Genomic DNA, 21166 nt, shown 5'->3' on the forward strand with positions numbered 1-21166 from the left:
ACAAGAGGTGAATCGGAATGATTCACCTCTTGTTTTTTATTCTTTATTTTCAAATTGATACATTTGTTTACTTGTACTAGTGTCATTATAAAGAAATAAGACGATATCAGCATTTAGTTTTTCAAGATCTTGTTTAATATTTTTACTTGCCCCAAATCGTGGATCAATAAAAGTTGTTTGTTCGAATTCTTGTGCGAATAAAGGATAAGTTGCATCTGCATAAGAATCTTTAATAATGACAGCATGCAATTTACTTTTTGCATTTGGATTTAAGATGTTAATCTGTGAATAGTCTGTTTGATAAACCGATGCATAGTCTGGTGAAAGCTTCTTTTTGTTCACTGCAAAGAATTCTTTCATCGGTATTTTACTTGTTTCTTCTGATTTTGGACCGAGATAGACAGTATAATTATCCCACACATTTGGGTTTTCTTTTAATTGTACATATGGAATTGTTTCAGGTGTTTTTATTAATTTGTATAATTGTCTATTCCAACTACCGATAAATTGTCCATTAGGTTCTTCTATAGTGGTTTTATAATCATCTCGATTAACAACATTTCCTGTAAATACTTTAGAGTGATTAGCAATGTAATTCATTGTTTGTTCGTATGCATAAAACGCACCTTTCATATTCCAATGGTGATCCGTTTTAAAGTATAGTTCTTCTAATTGTTCGTGAGTAAATTCTTTTTGAATAGCAGGTAGAACATCAATAAATGGAAAATTTATTTTCTGTAATTCTTGTACAAAATAATCACGATGTTTTTGATCATACCCACGATCTACATATGGTGGGTACTTATACGAAAATGTCGTTAGTTTACTTGGAGCTAACAGGAAATAAAATTCTGTTTTTGTAAATTGATTTCTTAAGTTGTCTAGTTCACTTACAGATTGTTTTATTTGATCACGCATATCAATATTTGTAGGTGCAGACAAAATGAAACCGTCATCTGCGACGAAATTATTATTTACAAAAGTGCGATTGAATTTTAATTGCAACTTTGTGTAAGTTTCAATAAATTTATCTCGTGCGGCAATATGATCTGTAAAGTGTAATTCAGTATCTTTGAAATATTTTCCGGATTTTATAGTATCCATAGTTAGGACTGGATCTAAAGCTAATTCTCTGTTTTCAAAATCAGAAAAACTTTTTTTATCCCAATATATTATTTTGGCTGTCCATATACACATCCCGAAAATAATAGCGAGAAATCCAGTGATTAATATACGATTAGTTAAATTTTTCATAGTTAGCCCTCCTTTAGAAGCGGAAGTAAATAAATGGATTGTAAGTTGCATTCGTTAAGTACATCATAGTAATGATTAAAACACTCAAATAGTAAAGTGGAGATAAAAGTACTATCTTTTTATTTACAAATAGAGTCTTGATCCAAGAGAAAATTGGAGCTGATGTCACTATTGCAAGTATAAAGATTCCCCAATAATTCATCACATAGAAATAACTAGTAATGTCAGTCAACGATCCATTTAATCCGAACATTGCTTGTAAAAATTTAGAACAGTAGCTAAAGTTGTCAGCTCTGAAGAAAACCCAACCGATAATCACTAAAAACAGCACGTATACATGTTGAATTGGCCACCATAATTTTTGCAAGATTTTCTCAAAACCGGATTTTTCCAAAGCAATTAAACATCCGTAATAGATACCCCAAATCATAAATGTCCAACTAGCCCCATGCCAAAAACCTGTTAGCGCCCATACTATAAAGAGATTACGATAGATTTTCCAGCTAGATACTCGATTGCCACCTAGTGGGATATAGACATAATCACGGAACCATGAACCAAGGGAAATATGCCAGCGACGCCAAAATTCAGAAATCGATTTTGATATATACGGATAATTGAAGTTTTCTAAGAAATCAAACCCGAACATTTTTCCTAATCCAATGGCCATATCACTGTAGCCTGAAAAATCGAAATAAATTTGTAATGTATAAGCGATCGCACCAATCCAAGCAGTAGATACGCTCATTGTTGCTGGGTCCATTGCAAATATTTCATCGGCAATAGCTCCCAATTGATTTGCAATCAAAACTTTTTTTCCTAATCCAAGGATAAAACGACGAATGCCTTCTGAAAACATATCAGCATTAACGGTTCTAACATGTAATTGATGAGCTATTGTGTTATACCGAACAATTGGTCCCGCAACTAATTGAGGGAAAATAGTAAAGTATAGCGCCAAATCAAACAGATTTCGCTGAGCCTCTACTTTTCTTTTATAAATATCAATAATATAACTCATTGCATGGAAAGTGAAAAATGAAATCCCGATTGGTAATGGGATTTTTTCGAGTACAATGTTTGTATGAAAAATCCCGTTTATATTATCTACTAAGAAATTAGCATATTTAAAATATCCTAGTATAGCAATATTGACGACGATTGCTATAGTAAGAATGAGTTTTCTATTTGTATTAGATATTTGTCCTGTATTAAGCCATAACCCGAACCAATAGTTAATGAAAATAGAAAAAAGCATAAGGAAGACATATATAGGCCCTCCCCAGGCATAAAATAATAAACTAAATAACAAAAGAACGATGTTTTGTAATTCTTTACGTACTGAATAGTACACTAGAAGAATTGCAGGTAAAAAAAGACATAAAAAAATAGGTTACTAAATACCATGTATCATTGATTCCTTTCTATAGTTAATCCAAAGGAATTATACCACGCAACTGATAGAAAATTCTATATTGTAAGAAAATAAAGATAATGTAACTTAAAAACGAGGGAGTTTGGGCATATAAATAGTTAAGCACTTAAATAAATGGTAGAAGATAAATCATAGAGTAAGTAGAAGCTTCAAATGTTTTCTATACGAAGAAGTTTGTTTTTTTAATATGGAGAGGGATGGACTCCACATTATAATAGAAGAGATAGGAGGTAACGCTATGAAAATTACGCTAGTTTCATTTTTACATCTAGTTTTATGGAGTGGATTTTCAGCAGTGTTATTATTGTCAAGTCGTGATAAACTTCATTATAAAATTTTTCTTTTTCTCATATTCTTTTATTTAGCGTATGTGATAGCGTATGTCATACTAAGTGCAAGGAGAAAAGCAATGCTTCTCACTTGCACGAATAGTATGATTTTTCTAATCGTTTATTTTTGTTTTTAAACTAACGTTTATAGAAATACATTATCCTTCCATTAAATAATTGTAATTCTCCTTCTAATTTCTTCGCTAGAAAACGGCAAAATTCATTTGCTTTCCCTTTATCACCAAATGTTGCATTAGAGGGTAAAGAAATTTGAATGAAAGATTGTTCATTTTCTATTCCAACACCGACATAAATTGAGTCATATCGATCATGACTGGATTGAAGCTTTAATGTTGTTGCTGATGTATCTAAAATTTCATAAGGAAAAGCGGTATTTGTATAAGCGTAATTAATTTGAACTCCGGTTTGGGAAGTAACTGTTTTATAGTACTGAAAAAGTTGTTTTATATCATCTGTTGAAACAGAGTGTTGATTGGATTTAGGTACAAGCGTAATAAAGGCATGTTGCATATAAGTTCCCCCTAGCTTAGTAGAATAATATCATTCTACAACCTACTGAATTTTTTGACAATTAAAAGGAGTATTGCTTTTTTTGTTTAATATTATGTATGAGTAGGAAAGGTGATGTAGAGAGGTGGAAACCAATGTTTGAAAAATTGTATGATGAGCATGAAAGTGTGAAGGTACGATTTTTAGGATTTATGACACATGATACTCGTTATGACTTTGGGATTGTTTATACAAATATGTTTTTTGGAAAGCCACTCATTGTTTGTATGCAAACGGGAAGGTCTACTTTACTGGGACAAGATGATGTAGAGAATGTGCAATATATGCAGGAAATTTTCAAGTTAGGATCTCAAGAGGAAGCAGCGGAGTTAGCTCAGTTTTTTAAATTTCTCGTTCCATCTACTTCATTGCATGCAGAATATGAAGAATAATTAATTTGAAACAGTCGTACGTATAAATATGGCTGTTTTTTTGTGTTAATATCGCATACTAATTTAAAATTAAAATATTTAATGTGTTATACTAAAAACCTATTGACGTAAAAAGTATAACATATTAAAATGAAGACAGAAAGTTAAGCGGTTACAAAAGTTTTTGGGATTATAAACTTAGGGGGAAATGAAAAATGGGAACAATCGTATGTCAAGATTGTGAAGGTACAATTGCACACTTCGAGGATGAGAAAGTAACGGTACTTTACGGGAAATGTGGATCTTGCGGATGTGATCACACAGAGCATACAAAAGCCCAATAATTGATAGGACATGGACAACTGAAAGTTTTTAGGACCATAAACTTAGGGGGAAATGAAAAATGGGAACAATCGTATGTCAAGTATGCGAAGGAACAATCGCACATTTTGAAGATGAGAAAACGACAGTACTTTACGGGAAATGTGGTACAAATTGTGATTGTGCTAATAGAGATAATGCGAAAGCTTAATGATAAATAAGTAGATTACTATTAAAAATCAGGGGGAAATGAAAAATGGGAACAATCGTATGCCAAGTATGTGAAGGAACAATCGCACATTTTGAAGATGAAAAATCAACAGTATTATATGGGAAATGTGGATCTCATTGCGAATGTGACCATAAAGAACATACAAAAGCTTAATTATTAAAAAAAGCGCCTACATGTGTAGGCGCTTTTTTTAATAAATTGTAGTTGTATGGCCAACTGTAGCAACGATTGCATCATCTCTAATCGGAATAAACCCTATGGCTGTTTGTGGTGTGTTTGGAGAGGCGTATTGACTCATTATACGGCTATCAATACGAGTAATAGTATCGGTCAAAAAAGCTGAAATAAAAGCGTAAGGGACGCGTCGTTCATTTAATGAGTAGATAATTTCTTCTTTTGTTTTTACACCTACGCCATGTCCGTAAAAAAAGAAATTTCCTAGATAGATTGTGTTTTCTCCTTGCCACTCAATCGTAGCTGGATTCACTTGTGGGTTTTTAAAGTAAACGAGATCGCCAGGAACAAGGTCGCCACCTGTTTTTGTTATGAGTTTTAAATCTTGATCGTAGTCCCAAGTATAAAGTAAAAGATTTGCAAAGAGGCGATTGAAGGTTTCTTCCTCATACAATGATAGTAAAGCTTTGTAAAAAATAATTATCATAGCGGTTGCGCATTCAGTCCCATATAGTTTCCCGTTTTTGAAAATATCTTGTATGGCAATAGAAGGTGGTATATTTGGAAGTAGTTGGAATCCCCCTAAAGATGTTCTTTTCCAAAACTGGGGGTTGCAAAAGGATTGTTGAAACGTACGAAACTGAAATCCACTTTGAAAAAGTTCTAATGCAGAAATAATAATATTAACTCGCAAATTTAAATCAAAGCTGAGTTCGTCAGCAGTTCGGAAGGAATAAACTTCTTGATTTCCTGCCATTATGGATAAAATTTGTTGCTTCTCAGCTGCAAATGGCTCATATTCATTTGTGATATAAGGGTGTACAATAGAACGACCTATTACAATCATAATGGTATCCCCACCTATACGTTACATTCTTTAGTAGCGTATGAAGAAAGGGAAAAAAGGTGAAAGAAAAGCCTATCAACTGATAGGCTTGTACTCTTTAATAACACGTAATGTTTGTAATGTCATATCTTCAGGACCTTGTACAGGTAAACCTGCTTCTAAATTTTTACGAATATACTCTAAGTTATCTTGTGTAATAATTTCCCCCGGAGTAAAGATTGGAATCCCTGGTGGATAAACCATAACAAAATCAGCTATAATACGACCTGCCGCATTTTCAAATGGAATGACTTCTGTTTCTGAATAAAAAGCATCTCGTGGAGAAAGTGCTAGCACCGGTATTTCTGGAATTTCTACTTGTACTTGAACACCTTTATCTGCCCTATTTCTAAATGTTTCCGCTAAATCTTGTAATGCTGCAATAAGCGTATTTGTATCGCTTTCTGTATCTCCAAAAGTGATAAGACATAGTATGTTGTATAAATCGGAGAGTTCTACTTCAATGTTATATTGCTCTCTAAGCCATACTTCAGCCTGATGGCCGGTAATACCTAAATCTTTCACAGACACAATTATCTTTGTAGGATCATAGTTAAAAGTAGCGTCTGTACCTAACATTTCTTTTCCAGGACAGTAAAGGTGCTCAATAGCATTTATAGCATCACGAACATGTTCAGCTAATTGTATTGTTTGTTCTATGAGCGCTGTTCCTTCTGTAGCAAGACGTTTTCTTGCTACATCAAGAGATGCTAATAAGATGTAAGAAGTTGATGTAGTCGTAAGCATGCTAATAATAGATTGAACATGTTTTACGTTCACAAGACCTTCTTTCACATTAAGAATAGAACTTTGAGTTAAAGAGCCTCCTAATTTGTGAACACTTGTTGCTGCCATATCTGCACCAGCTTGCATCGCTGACATCGGTAATTCATCGTGAAAATGAATATGAACACCATGAGCCTCATCGACTAGTACAGGGATATCGTACGAATGTGCTAATTGTACAATCTGTTCTAAGTCTGCAGCAAAGCCAAAGTAGGTTGGATTAATAACAAGTAAGCCTTTGGCATCTGAGTGTTCTTCAAGTGCTTTTTTGACAGATTGAATTGTAATTCCATGAGAAATACCAAGTTTTGGATCGATTTCAGGATGCATGAAAATAGGTTTTGCACCTGAGAAAATAATAGCTGACATTACTGATTTATGCACGTTTCGTGGTACTAGGATTTTGTCACCAGGACCACAAACGCTCATCACCATTGTCATAATAGCGCCACTTGTACCTTGAATAGAAAAGAAAGTATGATCTGCACCAAATGCAGCAGCAGCTAAATCCTGTGCTTCTTTAATCATACCCTTTGGATGATGTAAATCATCGAGTGGCGCAATATTAATTAAATCAATTGCTAATGCGTTATGCCCAATAAATTCGCGAAATTCAGGATCCATGCCCTGTCCTTTTTTATGACCAGGAATATGGAATTGGATTGGATTTCGCTTACTGTGCTCAACTAAAGCGGTAAACAATGGTGTTTCGTATTGGGACAATCTATACACCCCTTCTTTTTTGTAATATTTATTAGAATTTGTTTTATATGATTTCATCTCATTCTAAAAGGAAAGTAAGGTAATTAACTTTTAAAACGAGACTTGTTTTCCTGCCATTCACAAAATCCTTTTGGATGGTAGTCACACTTTATTTTCTATAAAACAAAAGCATTATATCACCAATAATTATAGATGTATATAAAAAAATATTTTTATGGTGAGTATGTGTAATAGTTATTTCCAAGTCAACTCATAGAGGAAGACAATTCCATTAAAATGAATAAATAGTGTATAATGCAGAGTGGCTATAATGAAGAATAAAAAATTTTCTTTAAGATAGCATAATGAAACACGTAGAAATGATAAATGAGGTGCAAAATGGAATATCAATATCCGTTAGATTACGATTGGTCAAATGAAGAAATGGTTGCCATTGTGAAGTTTTATGAAGCAATTGAGAAGGCATATGAAAAAGGAATTAGAAGAGAAGAATTAATGGGATTATATCGTCGTTTTAAAGAGATTGTTCCATCAAAAGCAGAAGAAAAGAAAATTGATAAAGAGTTTCAAGAAGTAAGTGGATATTCTATATATCGTACTATTCAAAGGGCGAAAGAAGTCGAAGAACAAAAGCTTGTAAAAATGTAAAAATATTTTGAAAAATAAAAACTGAAGTGATATAATGTGATAACAACTAAAAACGGACAATATAAATTGTCCGTTTTCTACTATCGATTACAAAGTGCATATAAAGGAAGGAGTGATTGCATCGTAGATTCAATCTTAGCAAGGAATTGTTCGTTGGTCATTGCTGAAAACTCCTCTGGTGATATATGAATACCAACTAATAGTTCTGCTTTTTTCACAGTAGCTAAACGTTCAATCATCTTTTGTAAGTCTTCTGTTTCAAGCGTTTTATGCAATTTTACACTTGGTTTAGTATGGTCAATGGACCAAACGAAGTCATTTGGAATATTTGTTTTTAAATCATTTAAATGTTCTAAGAAGGCGTGAGCCGTCTCCACTTTTTGTGGACACTCATAGATTAAACCAAAGTATATGAAGGCGTGAGTACCCCATAAACCAATTTGAAAATGTGGTAGCATTTTATATCCTCGTTTATTTGTTGAAAAAGCAACCCAAGTATCGTTTGGTGGATTGACTTTGCGGCGTGCATGTTTTGCGACATGATAAAAAAAGTTCTCATCAGTTTGTTTGGATAAATACTCTGCAAACTGTTCCCCTAAAGCTTCTAGCTTAGGATGAATGTTCGTTTTAATTGCAATCATTCGTTCTTCGAGACCATCAACTGTAAAGACATCAAAATCAGTTGATTTGAATGTTTGTAGTGTCATGATTGTTCCTCCAACTCCTATTTTGTTTTTATTTTAGCATAGCTTGTACTATTCATAAAAAAAACAGCACAAAAAAATTTAAATAAAAAAATATAATTTTGTTGCATAGATGATTTATCCAACATAGTATAGTATAAAACAAAAAATCAGAAAATTGAATTAATTCTAGTCCGAGGGCAGACGAATATTGGGAGGAGGCAAATAATATGAGACAGGTGATTAATGCGTTAAAGAGAACAGATGCTGAAAAGAGAATACCGGTGCTACGTTTGGAGCTAGATTATGAATTAGCAACTTTATATGATGCAATGATGGAGGATGACAAACAGAAAAAAGAAGAGTGCGTACAAAAATTAGAAGTGTTGAGACTTGAAATGATTCGTTTAGAAGCGTAATAATAGTATATGTATAAAAAATTAGTTGGTGCGAACCTTATAAAGGGTTCGTTTTTTCTGTGAACAGTATAGATCGGAGTGTTTAAACATGCAAGAGGTATGGAAAGATATCGATGCACACGCCAAACGGTGGATTCGAGATGCAGGAGAGCGCTTAATGGCATCACTGAAACAAGCACTTATTATAGAAACGAAATCAAATGCAGCTGATTTAGTAACAAACATGGACCGGGAAATAGAACAGTATTTAATTGGGAAAATTAAAGAAACATTCCCAACCCATAATATTTTAGGAGAAGAAGGCTATGGAGATGAGATAACTTCTTCTGACGGGGTTGTTTGGTTAATTGATCCAATTGATGGTACAATGAATTTTGTACATCAAAAAAGAAATTTCGCAATTTCAATTGGAATTTATGAGAACGGTATCGGAAAAATTGGTCTTATTTATGATCCTGTTCATGATGAATTATATCATGCGGTAAAGGGAGTTGGAGCGTTTTGTAATGATACGCCAATTCCTCTATTGGAAAAAGGAACAGTAGAGAATGGTATTATAGCTTTAAATGCGATATGGCTTACCGACAATCCATTGCTTAATATGGAAAGTATGATGGCACTTGTTAAGAAAGCAAGGGGTACGAGATCATATGGCTGTGCAGCATTAGAAATGGTATACGTTGCAACGGGAAGAATAGATGCATATGTAACGCCGAGATTATCACCATGGGATTTTGGTGGGGGGCAGATCATAGTTGAGGAAGTTGGAGGAAAGGTGACAACATTCTCCGGAGCTCCGCTGTCTATTATAGAGAAAAGCAGTGTATTAGTTGCAAAACCGGGAGTATATGAGGAAGTATTATCATTTATATCGCAGTAACAAAAAAAGTAAGAGGCTATATACAAGCTTCTTACTTTTTAACATTATTGCGATTTACGCATTTTTCTTTTTGTTACAAAACCATATCCAACTGTAACAAATGTGCCGATAATGCAAATAATAATACCAATGGGACTATTTTCAGCAACCATAATGCCGATACCGATTAAGAAAATAACACCGATAATTGCAGTTAATAAAAAGCGATATTGAATGTGTTCCATTTCTTCACCCTCCAATCTCATTTTACTTTCACAAAAGTAAGAATACAACTATATTTTCATTCTTGATTTTATTTTGATTGCCATTGTATCCCCTTCGCTCTTATAATAGAGAAGGATTAAAAAGACATTAGGAGTTGGACATGTTGAAAAAACGACAAGATTTACGAAATATAGCAATTATTGCCCACGTTGACCATGGTAAAACAACACTTGTTGACCAGTTATTACGTCAAGCGGGGACGTTCCGTGCGAATGAACATATTGAAGAACGCGCAATGGACTCAAATGATCTAGAAAGAGAACGCGGTATTACAATTTTAGCGAAAAATACTGCGATTCACTATGAAGATAAAAGAATTAACATTTTAGATACACCTGGTCATGCGGACTTCGGTGGAGAAGTAGAACGTATCATGAAAATGGTTGATGGTGTTCTACTTGTTGTTGATGCATATGAAGGTTGTATGCCACAAACACGATTTGTTTTAAAGAAAGCTCTTGAGCAAAACTTAACACCAATCGTAGTTGTAAACAAAATTGACCGTGACTTTGCTCGCCCTGACGAAGTAGTTGATGAAGTTGTTGACTTATTCATCGAGCTTGGTGCAAACGAAGATCAATTAGAGTTCCCAGTTGTATTTGCATCAGCAATGAACGGAACAGCAAGCTTAGATTCAAATCCAGCAAATCAAGAAGAGAATATGAAATCATTGTTTGACACAATTATTGAACATATTCCAGCACCAGTGGATAACAGTGAAGAGCCACTTCAATTCCAAGTAGCACTTCTTGATTACAATGACTATGTTGGTCGTATCGGAGTTGGACGCGTATTCCGCGGTACTATGAAAGTAGGACAACAAGTTGCATTAATGAAGGTTGACGGAAGTGTAAAACAATTCCGTGTAACGAAATTATTTGGTTACATTGGATTAAAACGTCAAGAAATTGAAGAAGCAAAAGCTGGAGATTTAGTAGCTGTTTCAGGTATGGAAGACATTAACGTTGGTGAAACAATATGCCCAGTTGAGCATGAAGAGGCTTTACCATTATTACGTATTGATGAGCCAACACTACAAATGACATTCCTTGTAAATAACAGCCCATTTGCAGGTCGTGAAGGTAAATACATTACATCTCGTAAAATTGAAGAGCGTCTTCGTTCACAATTAGAAACAGATGTAAGTTTACGTGTAGATAATACAGATTCTCCTGATGCGTGGATCGTATCTGGACGTGGTGAGTTACATTTATCTATCCTAATTGAAAACATGCGTCGTGAAGGTTATGAACTACAAGTATCTAAACCTGAAGTAATTATTAAAGATGTTGATGGCGTAAGATGTGAGCCTGTAGAGCGCGTACAAATCGATGTGCCTGAAGAATACACTGGTTCTATTATGGAATCAATGGGTGCACGTAAAGGTGAAATGTTAGATATGGTGAATAACGGAAACGGTCAAGTTCGCCTTACTTTCATGGTTCCAGCACGTGGTTTAATTGGTTACACAACAGAATTCTTAACATTAACTCGTGGTTACGGTATTTTAAACCATACATTCGATTGCTACCAACCAGTACACGCTGGACAAGTAGGTGGACGTCGTCAAGGTGTTCTAGTTTCACTTGAAACAGGAAAAGCATCACAATACGGTATTATGCAAGTTGAAGATCGCGGTGTAATCTTCGTTGAACCAGGTACAGAAGTATATGCTGGTATGATTGTTGGAGAACATACACGTGAAAATGATTTAACAGTTAACGTTGTAAAAATGAAACAACAAACTAACATTCGTTCTGCAACGAAAGACCAAACTTCAACAATGAAAAAACCACGCTTAATGACTTTAGAAGAGTCATTAGAGTACTTAAACGATGACGAGTTCTGTGAAGTGACTCCGGAATCAATCCGTCTACGTAAAAAGATTCTTGATAAGAGCGAGCGCGAAAGAGCTGCTAAGAAAAAGAAATCTGTAGAAGCGTAAAAACAAAAAAACAACTACCTTTCCAAAAGGTAGTTGTTTTTTTGTTTTATTTATTTTTAGAATATTTATTCTTTTTTGTGGACAGTATTTTTTTTGCGAGTTACTCTTGTATTAAGTGTATAAAGAAAACTTGTTTTTATAGCTAGGGGGGAAGAGTGTGTTAGAAAGGATGTCTTTTTTGGCTAAATTATGTAAGGTGGATGAAAATCCAGAGTTAGGAATGTGGTTACTTTATGGAACGATTATTATATTAAGTGCTCTCGTTTATAATTTAGGATTTGCTAGAAAATTATCTGTACTAAAAAATATCGTGATATATATTTCTTTAGCAATTGGATGTACAGTGTTAACCTTTTTTGCTGTATTTTTACCTGTTGGGGAGGGGCTTGTTGTAGCAGCAATTGTACTAGGAATTTATAGATTGCGCTTACGTCAAGCAAAACAAGAAAAAGTAGGATGAGGGGGAATTAATGACATGCGTTCAGTACAAGATGCACTATATAATTGGTTAACGATTAAAACAGTTGCGGAAGCACGCCCCGATGATAGTGCTGCGAAAGAAACGTATTTGTTATTTCAAAATATGATATATGAAGAACATAAATTAAGGGATGTGGAAGTTAAAAAGAATGAGGAAATGTATTTGATTACATATGAAATTGATGGGGAAAGAAAATCTGTGAGATTTCCATTAGAAGCTATTGATTGTTTTTTGGATCAGATGAATCGTGAACCTGAAAAATATAAATAAGTCCTTATCGATATGATTAAGGACTTATTTATATTTTACCAATCGTCTTCAACTTTTTTATCACGGTATAATCGGAAATTACCACTTGCATGACGTTCCATCGTACGCTCTGCAATTCGTTCCGAACATTCCATGCACATATATGTATGAATAGGGCGATTACGCAGTTTTTTTGCCGTAGGATTTTCGTCATCTAACATATCTTTTTTATCACAGATCATACATTTGACTCTCATTTCGTCACCTCAATACGAATTCTATCGGTATAAGTATATCATGGAAGTATGATGTTTTTGAATAATAGGAGGAAAAAATAATATTTTCGCAATTCGAAAAATAAGTTATGATAAGGATATATTAAGTATATTTGGAGGTGGAAATATGGCGAATGTAGTAGAGCCTACATTAACAGATGATTTAGTACAAACGTTCCGTAAAGAATGTATTGTTATGGTAGCAACAACAGATTTCGAAAAACAAGTTCCTAACGTAAGTGCTATTTCTTGGGTGTATGCAGTGAGTGAAACTAGTATTCGATTTGCGGTAGATCAACGTTCACGTATTGTGGAAAATATAAGGCGCAATCCGGGAGTGGTATTGACTATAATGGCGAATGGATCCGTATTTTCCATAAGTGGTGCAGGTGAAATTTTGACAGATAGAATGGAAGGCATTCCTCTAAAATTAGCTGTAATAGAAGTAAGTGTGCAAGAAGTACGTGATGTTATGTTTTATGGAGCAAAACTTGCAATTGAACCAAAATATGAAAAAACATACGATCTTCGGGCAGCAAAAAAACTGGATAACCAAGTGTTGGTAGGGATAAAAGAATTATAAGTGAGATGAATAAGAAAATTGTTCATTAACTTTTGGAATCAGTTATTGTGATTTAACGTTAATAATTAAAATTAAAAGTAATATATTGAATAGAAATGAATAAAAAATAAAGAAAAGGTTTAATTGCTATAATTTTCGATTCTACCTCGTTTATACGGTACATATAATTATAACAATGGTTCGTCCATATTTTATGGATGAAACCCTTGTTCTACAAATTTAAAAGTGGAGTCAGGGGGTAACAGGTTGGATAAAATTTATGTGTTAGATACGAATGTACTTTTGCAGGATCCTTTATCTATTTTTTCATTTGAAACCAATGAAGTAGTGATTCCGGCAGTTGTATTAGAAGAGGTTGATTCGAAGAAACGTTATATGGACGAAGTAGGACGAAATGCTCGTTATGTATCTAAGTTAATAGATAAATTTCGTGAAATAGGAAAGCTGCATGAAAGTATTCCGCTAGAAAACGGCGGTACATTTCGTATTGAATTAAATCATCGTTCATTTGTTCAACTACAAGATATTTTTGTAGAAAAAACAAATGATAATCGAATTTTAGCAGTAGCGAAAAATCTATCTTTAGAAGAACAAGAAAAAGAGGACGGGAAGTCTGTTATTTTAGTAAGTAAAGACGTGCTCGTAAGGGTAAAAGCTGATGCAATTGGATTGAAGGCTGAAGATTATTTAAGTGATCGCGTAATTGAAGTAGATAATATATATTCAGGTTTTTTAGAAGGGTATATATCAAAAGAACAATTGGATTATTTTTATGAAAAAGGTGAATTACCTTTATCTGAAATTGCAAATCATCCTTTTTATCCAAATCAGTTTGTGGTAATGAAGGATGCACTTGGGGGTTCTAGTTCTGCACTTGGCATTGTAGATCACTTAGGTAAGAAGGTGAAGAAACTTATTTTTCACAATGAGCAAGTGTGGGGGATACGACCACGAAACGTGCAGCAAATAATGGGATTAGAATTGTTGCTTCGCGAAGATATTCCGCTTGTAACGTTAACGGGGAAAGCTGGTACAGGAAAAACGTTACTTGCGTTAGCTTCGGGATTAATGCAAACGGAAGATTTAGGGTTATATAAAAAATTACTTGTTGCAAGACCAATTGTTCCAGTCGGAAAAGATATCGGTTATTTACCAGGAGAAAAAGAAGAAAAGTTAAGACCATGGATGCAGCCGATTTTTGATAATCTAGAGTATTTATTTAATACGAAAAAGCCAGGGGAATTAGATGCTATTTTAGCTGGAATGGGTTCGATTGAAGTAGAGGCTCTTACTTATATACGTGGCAGAAGTATTCCAGACCAATTCATTATTATTGATGAGGCACAAAATTTAACGAAGCATGAAGTGAAGACGATATTAACGAGAGTAGGAGAGAAAAGTAAGATTGTATTAATGGGAGATCCTCAGCAAATCGATCATCCATATTTAGATGAATATAATAACGGTTTAACATACGTTGTCGAGAAATTTAAAGAGCAACGTATTAGTGGTCATGTAAAGTTTGTTAAAGGAGAGCGCTCGAATTTAGCTCAACTAGCAGCGGATTTATTATAAAAAGGAGTGAGCTTCAGCTCACTCCTTTTTTTAGTATACTCGTTAAATAATTGTGAATTTACGGATGTTACGGATTGGATTTTGTCTATTAGATCCATCATTGAAATATAGATGTACAGGTCCGTCCTCTTTTAATGGTTTTCCTTCTTTTGAAAAACCAAGAATGGCCTTGTTGACCGTTTCTAATGGTAGTGTAATGGTAGTATCTACTGTTTCAATTTCAACTTGCATAGCGTCCTCTAAAATTTCGGCGTTAGCAAGAAATGGATGAAATGGTATACCAAATGTCCCAGTAATCAGCTGTTCTTTTTTATATTTCTTTACACTTTGTTGTATTGGCGGGAAGGCAGCACCATCACGGATTTCACGATCCCAATGTTCTGAAGTGTTCTTTAAGTAAGCTTCTAGTTCAGACGTGTTTTCTCTAGTTTCATCAAAGTAAGTTGTCAAATCTACTTTTCGATCGTCAAAAATCCAAACAGTTGGATCAATAGTGATTGGAAAACGTACTTTTCCATTAATAAATAAAATTTCGCTCATTGTTGTTCCCCCATTTGTGTTATACTCCCACTTTTCAGTATAATAGTATTAGACACTGTTGTCACAAAAAATGTTTCTATTGCAATTTATTAAAACTATCGCTAATATTAATAGATATGAGAGAGTAGGACGGAAACGGAGGGAATCAATTTGGCGTCTGAGACAGTATCAAATCATCAGGAAAAGGCACTAGCCCTTCTACAAGCGGATGCAGAGAAGATTTTAAGACTTATTAAGGTGCAAATGGACCATCTTACAATGCCGCAATGTCCATTATATGAAGAAGTTTTAGACACACAAATGTTTGGACTATCCCGCGAGGTCGATTTTGCGGTTCGCCTTGGTCTTATTGCAGAAGAGCAAGGGAAAGCAATGTTAGGAGAGCTCGAACGTGAGTTATCTGCACTTCATGAAGCATTTACAAACAAACAACAATAACGGGTTCAAATAAGGGGGCTCAAACTAAAACAGTTTGAGCTTTTTATTTGTATAATAAAGCAGGAAGAACGTATATACATATGGAATACAACAATAATTAATTTGAAACAGAGAGAGGAAATGAAATGAAAAGAATATGGAAATCAATGGATTATTCATTATTACTTCCTCTTGTTATTTTATGTGTGCTGGGAGTCATAATGGTATATAGTTCTAGTTCCATTGTTGCGATTTCGCGGTTTGATAAACCAGCAAATTTCTTTTTTAAAAGACAATTACTTACTTTAGTTGTTGGGACAATGGTATTAATAATTATGGCTACTATCCCATATAAAGTTTGGAGAAAACGAATTTTTTTGTTGGGGAGTTACGGTGCTAGTGTTGCCTTATTAGCGGCAGCTGCCTTTTTCACTAAGTCAGTAAACGGTGCAAACGGATGGATATTTGGAATACAGCCTGCGGAATTTGTGAAGATAACAGTTATTCTCGTATTGGCTCATTTTTTTGCGAAAAGGCAAGAAACAAATACGTCCGTTTTCAAAGGATCGGGACCGGTACTTTTAGGTATTGGTTTAATTATGTTTTTAATTTTAAAGCAAAATGACTTAGGTACTGATATGTTAATTGCGGGAACGGTAGGAATCATGTTTCTTTGTTCAGGAGTTAGTGTTAATTTATGGATAAAAAGATTCTTATTAACGTCTATAGTATGGGTCCCGATGTTGTATTTTATTGGGAATTATAAATTAAGTCCATACCAAAAAGCGCGATTTTCAGTTTTTCTGGATCCATTTAGCGATCCGCAAAAGGATGGATTTCAATTAATAAATTCATTTATTGGAATTGCTTCAGGCGGGTTAAATGGTAGAGGATTAGGGAATAGTATACAAAAGTATGGTTACTTACCAGAGCCACAAACGGATTTTATTATGGCGATTATATCTGAAGAACTAGGCTTTATAGGTGTAGCTATCATTTTAATCTGTTTATTGTTAATTATCATTCGCTCATTTAGAGTGGCGCAAAAGTGTACAGATCCATTTGGAAGCTTAATAGCCATCGGAATTGCAAGTTTGTTTGGAGTTCAAACGTTTATCAATGTCGGTGGTATGTCTGGATTAATACCGCTTACTGGGGTACCGTTACCTTTTGTTAGTTACGGCGGAAGTTCCTTGTTAGCCAATCTACTTGCGATGGGGATATTATTGAATATTGCTAGTCATGTGAAAAGACAAGAAAAACAACAAAATGAGTTAGTTAAAGAAAGAGAACAAGGTGGACCGCATCTTGTAGTTGTAAAATAAAAACACATTGTGCTGTAGAGCACAATGTGTTTTTTTATTTAAAGTAATTTCAAATGTGATATATTAATTGTTTTTATATCCAAAAAATATATCACATTAAAACAAATGTGATATACAATTAGGTTGTTCGAAAAGGAAGAGGTATGCTATACTATTTTTGTGAAACAAATTGCACAGAAAACTTATCATTTGTTAAAAAATAAGGTATGATGGATAAAAATAAAGTGAAACTTTCTAAGTATAATATAATGTGGAAAGTGAAGAACTTCACGCTTTTTATGGTGTGTATATATTTTATCTCTAAAGTGGTAGGAAAGTAGAGGGGGAAAATCATGACAAAGCTGCAACGTATTCAAAAAGTATTGGTAGCTAACCGTGGAGAGATTGCAATTCGTGTGTTTCGAGCTTGTTCGGAACTTGGATTAAAAACAGTTGCAATCTATTCTAAAGAGGATAGCGGTTCTTATCATCGCTATAAAGCCGATGAGTCCTATTTAGTTGGGGAAGGGAAAAAGCCAATTGATGCTTATCTAGATATTGAGGGCATTATTGAGATTGCGAAAAGCAATCATGTAGATGCAATCCACCCTGGATATGGTTTCTTGTCAGAAAATATCCAATTTGCAAAACGTTGTGAAGAAGAAGGAATTATCTTTATTGGTCCGAAAAGTGAGCATTTAGATATGTTTGGAGATAAAGTGAAAGCAAGAACACAAGCGCAGCTAGCACAAATTCCGGTTATTCCTGGTAGTGATGGCCCAATAGATTCAATAGAAGAAGTCGAAGAGTTTGCTGAAAAGTATGATTACCCGATTATTATTAAAGCGTCCCTTGGTGGTGGCGGTCGAGGTATGCGTATAGTACGAGCTAGTGAAGAATTAAGAGAATCGTATAATCGCGCGAAATCAGAAGCAAAAGCAGCCTTTGGTAATGATGAAGTATACGTTGAAAAATTCGTTGAAAAACCTAAACATATAGAAGTACAAATTTTAGCAGATGAAGAAGGCAGTGTTGTTCACTTATTCGAGCGTGACTGTTCTGTGCAACGTCGCCATCAAAAAGTTGTCGAAATCGCACCAAGCGTTTCGCTTTCAGATGATTTGCGTCAACGTATTTGTGAAGCTGCTGTGAAGTTAACGAAAAATGTAAACTATTTAAACGCAGGAACGGTAGAATTTCTTGTAAAAGGTGATGAGTTTTACTTCATAGAAGTAAACCCACGTGTTCAAGTTGAACATACGATTACAGAGATGATTACAGGAGTGGATATCGTTCAATCGCAAATTTTAATAGCTGATGGACATGCATTACATAGTAAAATGGTAGGTGTTCCGAAGCAAGAAGAAGTGGTTGTGCACGGATTTGCAATCCAATCTCGTGTAACGACTGAGGACCCACTAAATAATTTTATGCCGGATACAGGAAAAATTATGGCGTACCGATCAGGCGGTGGCTTTGGTGTTCGTCTTGATACAGGTAATAGTTTCCAAGGTGCAGTTATTACACCGTACTACGATTCTTTACTTGTAAAAGTTACGACTTGGGCTCTTACTTTTGAACAAGCTGCTGCAAAAATGGAACGTAACTTAAAAGAATTCCGTATTCGTGGTATTAAAACAAATATTCCATTCCTAGAGAATGTAGTAAAACATAAAAACTTCTTATCAGGAGAATATGATACGTCGTTTATTGACGCGTCACCTGAACTGTTCTTATTCCCGAAACGTAAAGACCGCGGAACGAAAATGTTAAATTACATTGGTTCAGTAACAGTAAATGGTTTCCCGGGAGTAGGGAAAAAAGAGAAACCAATTTTCCCGGATGCTCGTATACCAAATGTAGTACACTCAGAGCCGATACAAAATGGAACAAAACAAATTTTGGATGAGCGTGGAGCGGATGGATTAGTAAAGTGGGTTCAAGATCAAAAACGTGTACTTTTAACTGATACAACATTCCGTGATGCGCATCAGTCACTACTTGCAACTCGTATTCGTACAAAAGATTTACATCAAATTGCAGAGCCGACAGCGAGAATGTTACCGAACTTATTCTCAGCGGAAATGTGGGGCGGTGCAACGTTCGATGTTGCGTATCGTTTCTTAAAAGAAGATCCATGGGAACGATTACTAGATCTTCGTGAAAAAATGCCGAATGTTTTATTCCAAATGTTACTTCGCTCTTCAAACGCAGTTGGTTACAAAAACTATCCAGATAATTTAATTCAAAAATTTGTGGAATGTTCTGCTCAAGCTGGCATTGATGTATTCCGAATTTTTGATAGTTTAAACTGGGTAGAAGGTATGAGAGTTGCGATTGATGCTGTACGAGATACTGGCAAAATTGCAGAAGCGACAATGTGTTATACAGGAGATATTCATGATCCGTTACGTAGTAAATATGATTTGAATTATTATAAAAACTTGGCGAAAGAATTAGAAGCATCAGGTGCTCATATATTAGGTATTAAAGATATGGCAGGTTTATTAAAACCTAATGCTGCATACGATTTAGTTTCTGCATTAAAAGAGACAGTATCGATTCCGATTCACTTGCACACACATGATACGAGCGGAAACGGTATATTAACGTATACGAAGGCAATTGAAGCGGGTGTTGATATTGTCGATGTAGCGGTGAGTTCAATGGCAGGTCAAACGTCACAACCAAGTGCGAACACACTATACTACGCATTAGGCGGAAATGAAAGACAACCAGATGTTAATATAGATTCATTAGAAAAACTATCTCATTACTGGGAAGATGTACGCAAATACTATGCACCGTTTGAAAGTGGTATGAATGCACCTCACACAGAGGTATATATGCACGAAATGCCGGGTGGGCAGTATAGTAATCTTCAGCAACAAGCAAAGGCGGTTGGTTTAGGAGATCGCTTCGATGAAGTGAAAGTAATGTACCGTCGTGTGAATGACATGTTTGGAGACATTGTAAAAGTAACGCCATCTTCAAAAGTTGTTGGTGATATGGCATTATTTATGGTTCAAAACCATTTGACAGAACAAGATATTTTAGAGCGTGGACATGCTTTGGATTTCCCAGGATCTGTTGTTGAAATGTTCTCTGGTGATTTAGGTCAACCGTACGGTGGTTTTCCGAAAGAATTACAAAAGATTATTTTAAAAGGGAAAGAGCCGTTAACAGTAAGACCGGGTGAATTGTTAGAGCCAGTAGATTTTGATGCTTTAAAAGAAGAGTTATTCCATAAACTTGGACGCGAAGTAACGATTTTCGATGTAGTTGCGTACGCGTTATATCCGAAAGTATTTATGGACTACGAAAAAGTTGCTGAGATGTATGGTAATGTATCTGTGCTTGATACACCGACATTCTTCTATGGTATGAGACTTGGTGAAGAAATTGATGTGGAAATTGAGCAAGGTAAAACATTGATGGTTAAACTAGTATCAATTGGAGAACCTCAGCCGGATGGAAATCGTATTCTTTACTTAGAATTTAACGGACAACCACGTGAGATTGTTGTGAAAGACGAAAGTGTGAAAGCAACAGTTGCACAACGTGTGAAAGGAAACCGTGAAAATCCAAACCATATTAGCGCAACGATGCCAGGAACGGTTATTAAAGTAGTTGTAAAAGAAGGCGATGAAGTGAAAAAAGGCGATTCTATGGCAATTACAGAAGCGATGAAAATGGAAACGACAGTTCAAGCGCCGTTCAATGGTAAAGTGAAGAAAGTATATGTTAACGATGGTGATGCAATTCAAACGGGTGATTTACTTATTGAATTAGATCACTAAAATAAGGAAAGAGCTGTGTAAA

24 protein-coding genes and 1 pseudogene are annotated in these 21166 nt (G+C 34.9%); 16 read left to right on the forward strand and 9 right to left on the reverse strand.

Annotated features, from left to right (window positions below; genetic code table 11):
* Positions 1 to 36: 36 nt before the first annotated feature.
* Positions 37 to 1254, reverse strand: coding sequence for a DHHW family protein (locus JDS98_RS17395; protein ID WP_079519572.1), 1218 nt, complete (start codon positions 1252 to 1254; stop codon positions 37 to 39).
* Positions 1255 to 1267: 13 nt separating this feature from the next.
* Positions 1268 to 2661: pseudogene (locus JDS98_RS17400) on the reverse strand (MBOAT family O-acyltransferase).
* 266 nt (positions 2662 to 2927) lie between these two features.
* Here JDS98_RS17400 and JDS98_RS17405 point away from each other — a divergent pair.
* Positions 2928 to 3155 carry a hypothetical protein gene (locus tag JDS98_RS17405; protein ID WP_000705227.1) on the forward strand — a complete coding sequence of 76 codons (228 nt, stop codon included), beginning with the start codon at positions 2928 to 2930 and terminating at the stop codon, positions 3153 to 3155.
* A 1-nt stretch (position 3156) separates the two neighbouring features.
* On the opposite strand, the gene JDS98_RS17410 is transcribed toward JDS98_RS17405, so the two are convergent.
* Entirely contained in the window at positions 3157 to 3549 is a 393-nt protein-coding gene (locus JDS98_RS17410; RefSeq protein WP_001163290.1) for a DUF1885 family protein, read from the reverse strand.
* 134 nt (positions 3550 to 3683) lie between these two features.
* Between JDS98_RS17410 and JDS98_RS17415 the strand changes: the two genes are divergently transcribed.
* The 4 genes from JDS98_RS17415 (at position 3684) to JDS98_RS17430 (ending at position 4665) form a co-directional block, all read left to right on the forward strand.
* Positions 3684 to 3980, forward strand: coding sequence for a DUF3055 domain-containing protein (locus JDS98_RS17415; RefSeq protein WP_000462031.1), 297 nt, complete (start codon positions 3684 to 3686; stop codon positions 3978 to 3980).
* Between the two features lie 194 nt (positions 3981 to 4174).
* Positions 4175 to 4303 (forward strand): GapA-binding peptide SR1P, encoded by a 129-nt coding sequence (locus JDS98_RS17420; protein WP_000536778.1) that lies wholly within the window; start codon positions 4175 to 4177, stop codon positions 4301 to 4303.
* Positions 4304 to 4362: 59 nt separating this feature from the next.
* On the forward strand, positions 4363 to 4491 hold the full coding sequence (locus JDS98_RS17425; RefSeq protein ID WP_000536788.1) for a GapA-binding peptide SR1P: 129 nt from the start codon (positions 4363 to 4365) through the stop codon (positions 4489 to 4491).
* A gap of 45 nt (positions 4492 to 4536) precedes the next feature.
* Positions 4537 to 4665, forward strand: a complete 129-nt coding sequence (locus JDS98_RS17430; RefSeq protein WP_000536785.1) for a GapA-binding peptide SR1P — start codon at positions 4537 to 4539, stop codon at positions 4663 to 4665.
* Positions 4666 to 4702: 37 nt separating this feature from the next.
* On the opposite strand, the gene JDS98_RS17435 is transcribed toward JDS98_RS17430, so the two are convergent.
* Entirely contained in the window at positions 4703 to 5533 is an 831-nt protein-coding gene (locus tag JDS98_RS17435; RefSeq protein ID WP_000635336.1) for a protein-glutamine gamma-glutamyltransferase, read from the reverse strand.
* A gap of 75 nt (positions 5534 to 5608) precedes the next feature.
* Complete coding sequence (gene speA / locus JDS98_RS17440) at positions 5609 to 7081, reverse strand: arginine decarboxylase (protein WP_000084886.1); 1473 nt, start codon at positions 7079 to 7081, stop codon at positions 5609 to 5611.
* 378 nt (positions 7082 to 7459) lie between these two features.
* Between speA and JDS98_RS17445 the strand changes: the two genes are divergently transcribed.
* Positions 7460 to 7729 carry a UPF0223 family protein gene (locus tag JDS98_RS17445; protein WP_000456544.1) on the forward strand — a complete coding sequence of 90 codons (270 nt, stop codon included), beginning with the start codon at positions 7460 to 7462 and terminating at the stop codon, positions 7727 to 7729.
* Between the two features lie 80 nt (positions 7730 to 7809).
* Here JDS98_RS17445 and JDS98_RS17450 read toward each other — a convergent pair whose 3' ends face one another.
* Positions 7810 to 8436 carry a YktB family protein gene (locus JDS98_RS17450; RefSeq protein WP_087969772.1) on the reverse strand — a complete coding sequence of 209 codons (627 nt, stop codon included), beginning with the start codon at positions 8434 to 8436 and terminating at the stop codon, positions 7810 to 7812.
* Positions 8437 to 8642: 206 nt separating this feature from the next.
* Here JDS98_RS17450 and JDS98_RS17455 point away from each other — a divergent pair, with 206 nt between their 5' ends.
* On the forward strand, positions 8643 to 8831 hold the full coding sequence (locus JDS98_RS17455) for a hypothetical protein (protein ID WP_001250164.1): 189 nt from the start codon (positions 8643 to 8645) through the stop codon (positions 8829 to 8831).
* Between the two features lie 88 nt (positions 8832 to 8919).
* Entirely contained in the window at positions 8920 to 9711 is a 792-nt protein-coding gene (locus JDS98_RS17460; protein ID WP_001158712.1) for an inositol monophosphatase family protein, read from the forward strand.
* Positions 9712 to 9755: 44 nt separating this feature from the next.
* Here the strand turns inward: JDS98_RS17460 and JDS98_RS17465 are convergent, their stop codons facing one another.
* The gene (locus tag JDS98_RS17465; RefSeq protein ID WP_000400129.1) at positions 9756 to 9935 is read right to left on the reverse strand and encodes a DUF5325 family protein; all 180 of its coding nucleotides are present in this window, start codon (positions 9933 to 9935) and stop codon (positions 9756 to 9758) included.
* Between the two features lie 140 nt (positions 9936 to 10075).
* On the opposite strand from JDS98_RS17465, the gene typA reads away from it, so the two are divergent.
* The 3 genes from typA to JDS98_RS17480 all read left to right on the forward strand — a co-directional run bounded on the left by typA (position 10076) and on the right by JDS98_RS17480 (position 12671).
* Positions 10076 to 11920 carry a translational GTPase TypA gene (typA, locus tag JDS98_RS17470; protein WP_199634163.1) on the forward strand — a complete coding sequence of 615 codons (1845 nt, stop codon included), beginning with the start codon at positions 10076 to 10078 and terminating at the stop codon, positions 11918 to 11920.
* A 157-nt stretch (positions 11921 to 12077) separates the two neighbouring features.
* A complete protein-coding gene (locus tag JDS98_RS17475) occupies positions 12078 to 12380 on the forward strand; it encodes a YlaH-like family protein (RefSeq protein ID WP_199634164.1) in 303 nt (100 codons plus the stop codon).
* A 15-nt stretch (positions 12381 to 12395) separates the two neighbouring features.
* A complete protein-coding gene (locus JDS98_RS17480; protein WP_001258146.1) occupies positions 12396 to 12671 on the forward strand; it encodes a hypothetical protein in 276 nt (91 codons plus the stop codon).
* Positions 12672 to 12706: 35 nt separating this feature from the next.
* On the opposite strand, the gene JDS98_RS17485 is transcribed toward JDS98_RS17480, so the two are convergent.
* On the reverse strand, positions 12707 to 12907 hold the full coding sequence (locus tag JDS98_RS17485) for a YlaI family protein (RefSeq protein ID WP_002093346.1): 201 nt from the start codon (positions 12905 to 12907) through the stop codon (positions 12707 to 12709).
* A 145-nt stretch (positions 12908 to 13052) separates the two neighbouring features.
* Here JDS98_RS17485 and JDS98_RS17490 point away from each other — a divergent pair, with 145 nt between their 5' ends.
* Both JDS98_RS17490 and JDS98_RS17495 read left to right on the forward strand, forming a co-directional pair.
* Positions 13053 to 13508 (forward strand): pyridoxamine 5'-phosphate oxidase family protein, encoded by a 456-nt coding sequence (locus tag JDS98_RS17490; protein ID WP_000024575.1) that lies wholly within the window; start codon positions 13053 to 13055, stop codon positions 13506 to 13508.
* A gap of 246 nt (positions 13509 to 13754) precedes the next feature.
* Complete coding sequence (locus tag JDS98_RS17495; RefSeq protein WP_000358079.1) at positions 13755 to 15083, forward strand: PhoH family protein; 1329 nt, start codon at positions 13755 to 13757, stop codon at positions 15081 to 15083.
* A 42-nt stretch (positions 15084 to 15125) separates the two neighbouring features.
* On the opposite strand, the gene JDS98_RS17500 is transcribed toward JDS98_RS17495, so the two are convergent.
* Positions 15126 to 15623, reverse strand: a complete 498-nt coding sequence (locus JDS98_RS17500; protein WP_001289791.1) for a hypothetical protein — start codon at positions 15621 to 15623, stop codon at positions 15126 to 15128.
* A 150-nt stretch (positions 15624 to 15773) separates the two neighbouring features.
* Here JDS98_RS17500 and JDS98_RS17505 point away from each other — a divergent pair, with 150 nt between their 5' ends.
* The 3 genes from JDS98_RS17505 (at position 15774) to pyc (ending at position 21144) form a co-directional block, all read left to right on the forward strand.
* Complete coding sequence (locus JDS98_RS17505) at positions 15774 to 16061, forward strand: Fpa/YlaN family protein (RefSeq protein ID WP_000135695.1); 288 nt, start codon at positions 15774 to 15776, stop codon at positions 16059 to 16061.
* A 125-nt stretch (positions 16062 to 16186) separates the two neighbouring features.
* Positions 16187 to 17365: an FtsW/RodA/SpoVE family cell cycle protein gene (locus JDS98_RS17510; protein WP_097880922.1), complete on the forward strand. Its 1179-nt coding sequence runs from the start codon at positions 16187 to 16189 to the stop codon at positions 17363 to 17365.
* A 332-nt stretch (positions 17366 to 17697) separates the two neighbouring features.
* The gene (gene pyc / locus JDS98_RS17515; RefSeq protein ID WP_098911560.1) at positions 17698 to 21144 is read left to right on the forward strand and encodes a pyruvate carboxylase; all 3447 of its coding nucleotides are present in this window, start codon (positions 17698 to 17700) and stop codon (positions 21142 to 21144) included.
* The last annotated feature ends 22 nt before the right edge of the window (positions 21145 to 21166 follow it).

This window comes from Bacillus cereus group sp. N11, assembly GCF_016483605.1.
GTDB lineage: Bacteria > Bacillota > Bacilli > Bacillales > Bacillaceae_G > Bacillus_A > Bacillus_A toyonensis.

What these genes read in the sequence shown, in the direction of transcription:
- JDS98_RS17425 (WP_000536788.1), top strand. Translation starts at nt 4,363, where the DNA reads ATGGGAACAATCGTATGTCAAGTATGCGAAGGAACAATCGCACATTTT.
- typA (WP_199634163.1), top strand. Translation starts at nt 10,076, where the DNA reads ATGTTGAAAAAACGACAAGATTTACGAAATATAGCAATTATTGCCCAC.
- JDS98_RS17510 (WP_097880922.1), top strand. Translation starts at nt 16,187, where the DNA reads ATGAAAAGAATATGGAAATCAATGGATTATTCATTATTACTTCCTCTT.
- JDS98_RS17480 (WP_001258146.1), top strand. Translation starts at nt 12,396, where the DNA reads ATGCGTTCAGTACAAGATGCACTATATAATTGGTTAACGATTAAAACA.
- JDS98_RS17455 (WP_001250164.1), top strand. Translation starts at nt 8,643, where the DNA reads ATGAGACAGGTGATTAATGCGTTAAAGAGAACAGATGCTGAAAAGAGA.
- JDS98_RS17395 (WP_079519572.1), bottom strand. Translation starts at nt 1,254, where the DNA reads ATGAAAAATTTAACTAATCGTATATTAATCACTGGATTTCTCGCTATT.
- JDS98_RS17430 (WP_000536785.1), top strand. Translation starts at nt 4,537, where the DNA reads ATGGGAACAATCGTATGCCAAGTATGTGAAGGAACAATCGCACATTTT.
- JDS98_RS17415 (WP_000462031.1), top strand. Translation starts at nt 3,684, where the DNA reads ATGTTTGAAAAATTGTATGATGAGCATGAAAGTGTGAAGGTACGATTT.
- JDS98_RS17460 (WP_001158712.1), top strand. Translation starts at nt 8,920, where the DNA reads ATGCAAGAGGTATGGAAAGATATCGATGCACACGCCAAACGGTGGATT.
- JDS98_RS17490 (WP_000024575.1), top strand. Translation starts at nt 13,053, where the DNA reads ATGGCGAATGTAGTAGAGCCTACATTAACAGATGATTTAGTACAAACG.
- JDS98_RS17500 (WP_001289791.1), bottom strand. Translation starts at nt 15,623, where the DNA reads ATGAGCGAAATTTTATTTATTAATGGAAAAGTACGTTTTCCAATCACT.
- JDS98_RS17450 (WP_087969772.1), bottom strand. Translation starts at nt 8,436, where the DNA reads ATGACACTACAAACATTCAAATCAACTGATTTTGATGTCTTTACAGTT.
- JDS98_RS17420 (WP_000536778.1), top strand. Translation starts at nt 4,175, where the DNA reads ATGGGAACAATCGTATGTCAAGATTGTGAAGGTACAATTGCACACTTC.
- JDS98_RS17485 (WP_002093346.1), bottom strand. Translation starts at nt 12,907, where the DNA reads ATGAGAGTCAAATGTATGATCTGTGATAAAAAAGATATGTTAGATGAC.
- pyc (WP_098911560.1), top strand. Translation starts at nt 17,698, where the DNA reads ATGACAAAGCTGCAACGTATTCAAAAAGTATTGGTAGCTAACCGTGGA.
- JDS98_RS17445 (WP_000456544.1), top strand. Translation starts at nt 7,460, where the DNA reads ATGGAATATCAATATCCGTTAGATTACGATTGGTCAAATGAAGAAATG.
- JDS98_RS17405 (WP_000705227.1), top strand. Translation starts at nt 2,928, where the DNA reads ATGAAAATTACGCTAGTTTCATTTTTACATCTAGTTTTATGGAGTGGA.
- JDS98_RS17435 (WP_000635336.1), bottom strand. Translation starts at nt 5,533, where the DNA reads ATGATTGTAATAGGTCGTTCTATTGTACACCCTTATATCACAAATGAA.
- JDS98_RS17465 (WP_000400129.1), bottom strand. Translation starts at nt 9,935, where the DNA reads ATGGAACACATTCAATATCGCTTTTTATTAACTGCAATTATCGGTGTT.
- JDS98_RS17410 (WP_001163290.1), bottom strand. Translation starts at nt 3,549, where the DNA reads ATGCAACATGCCTTTATTACGCTTGTACCTAAATCCAATCAACACTCT.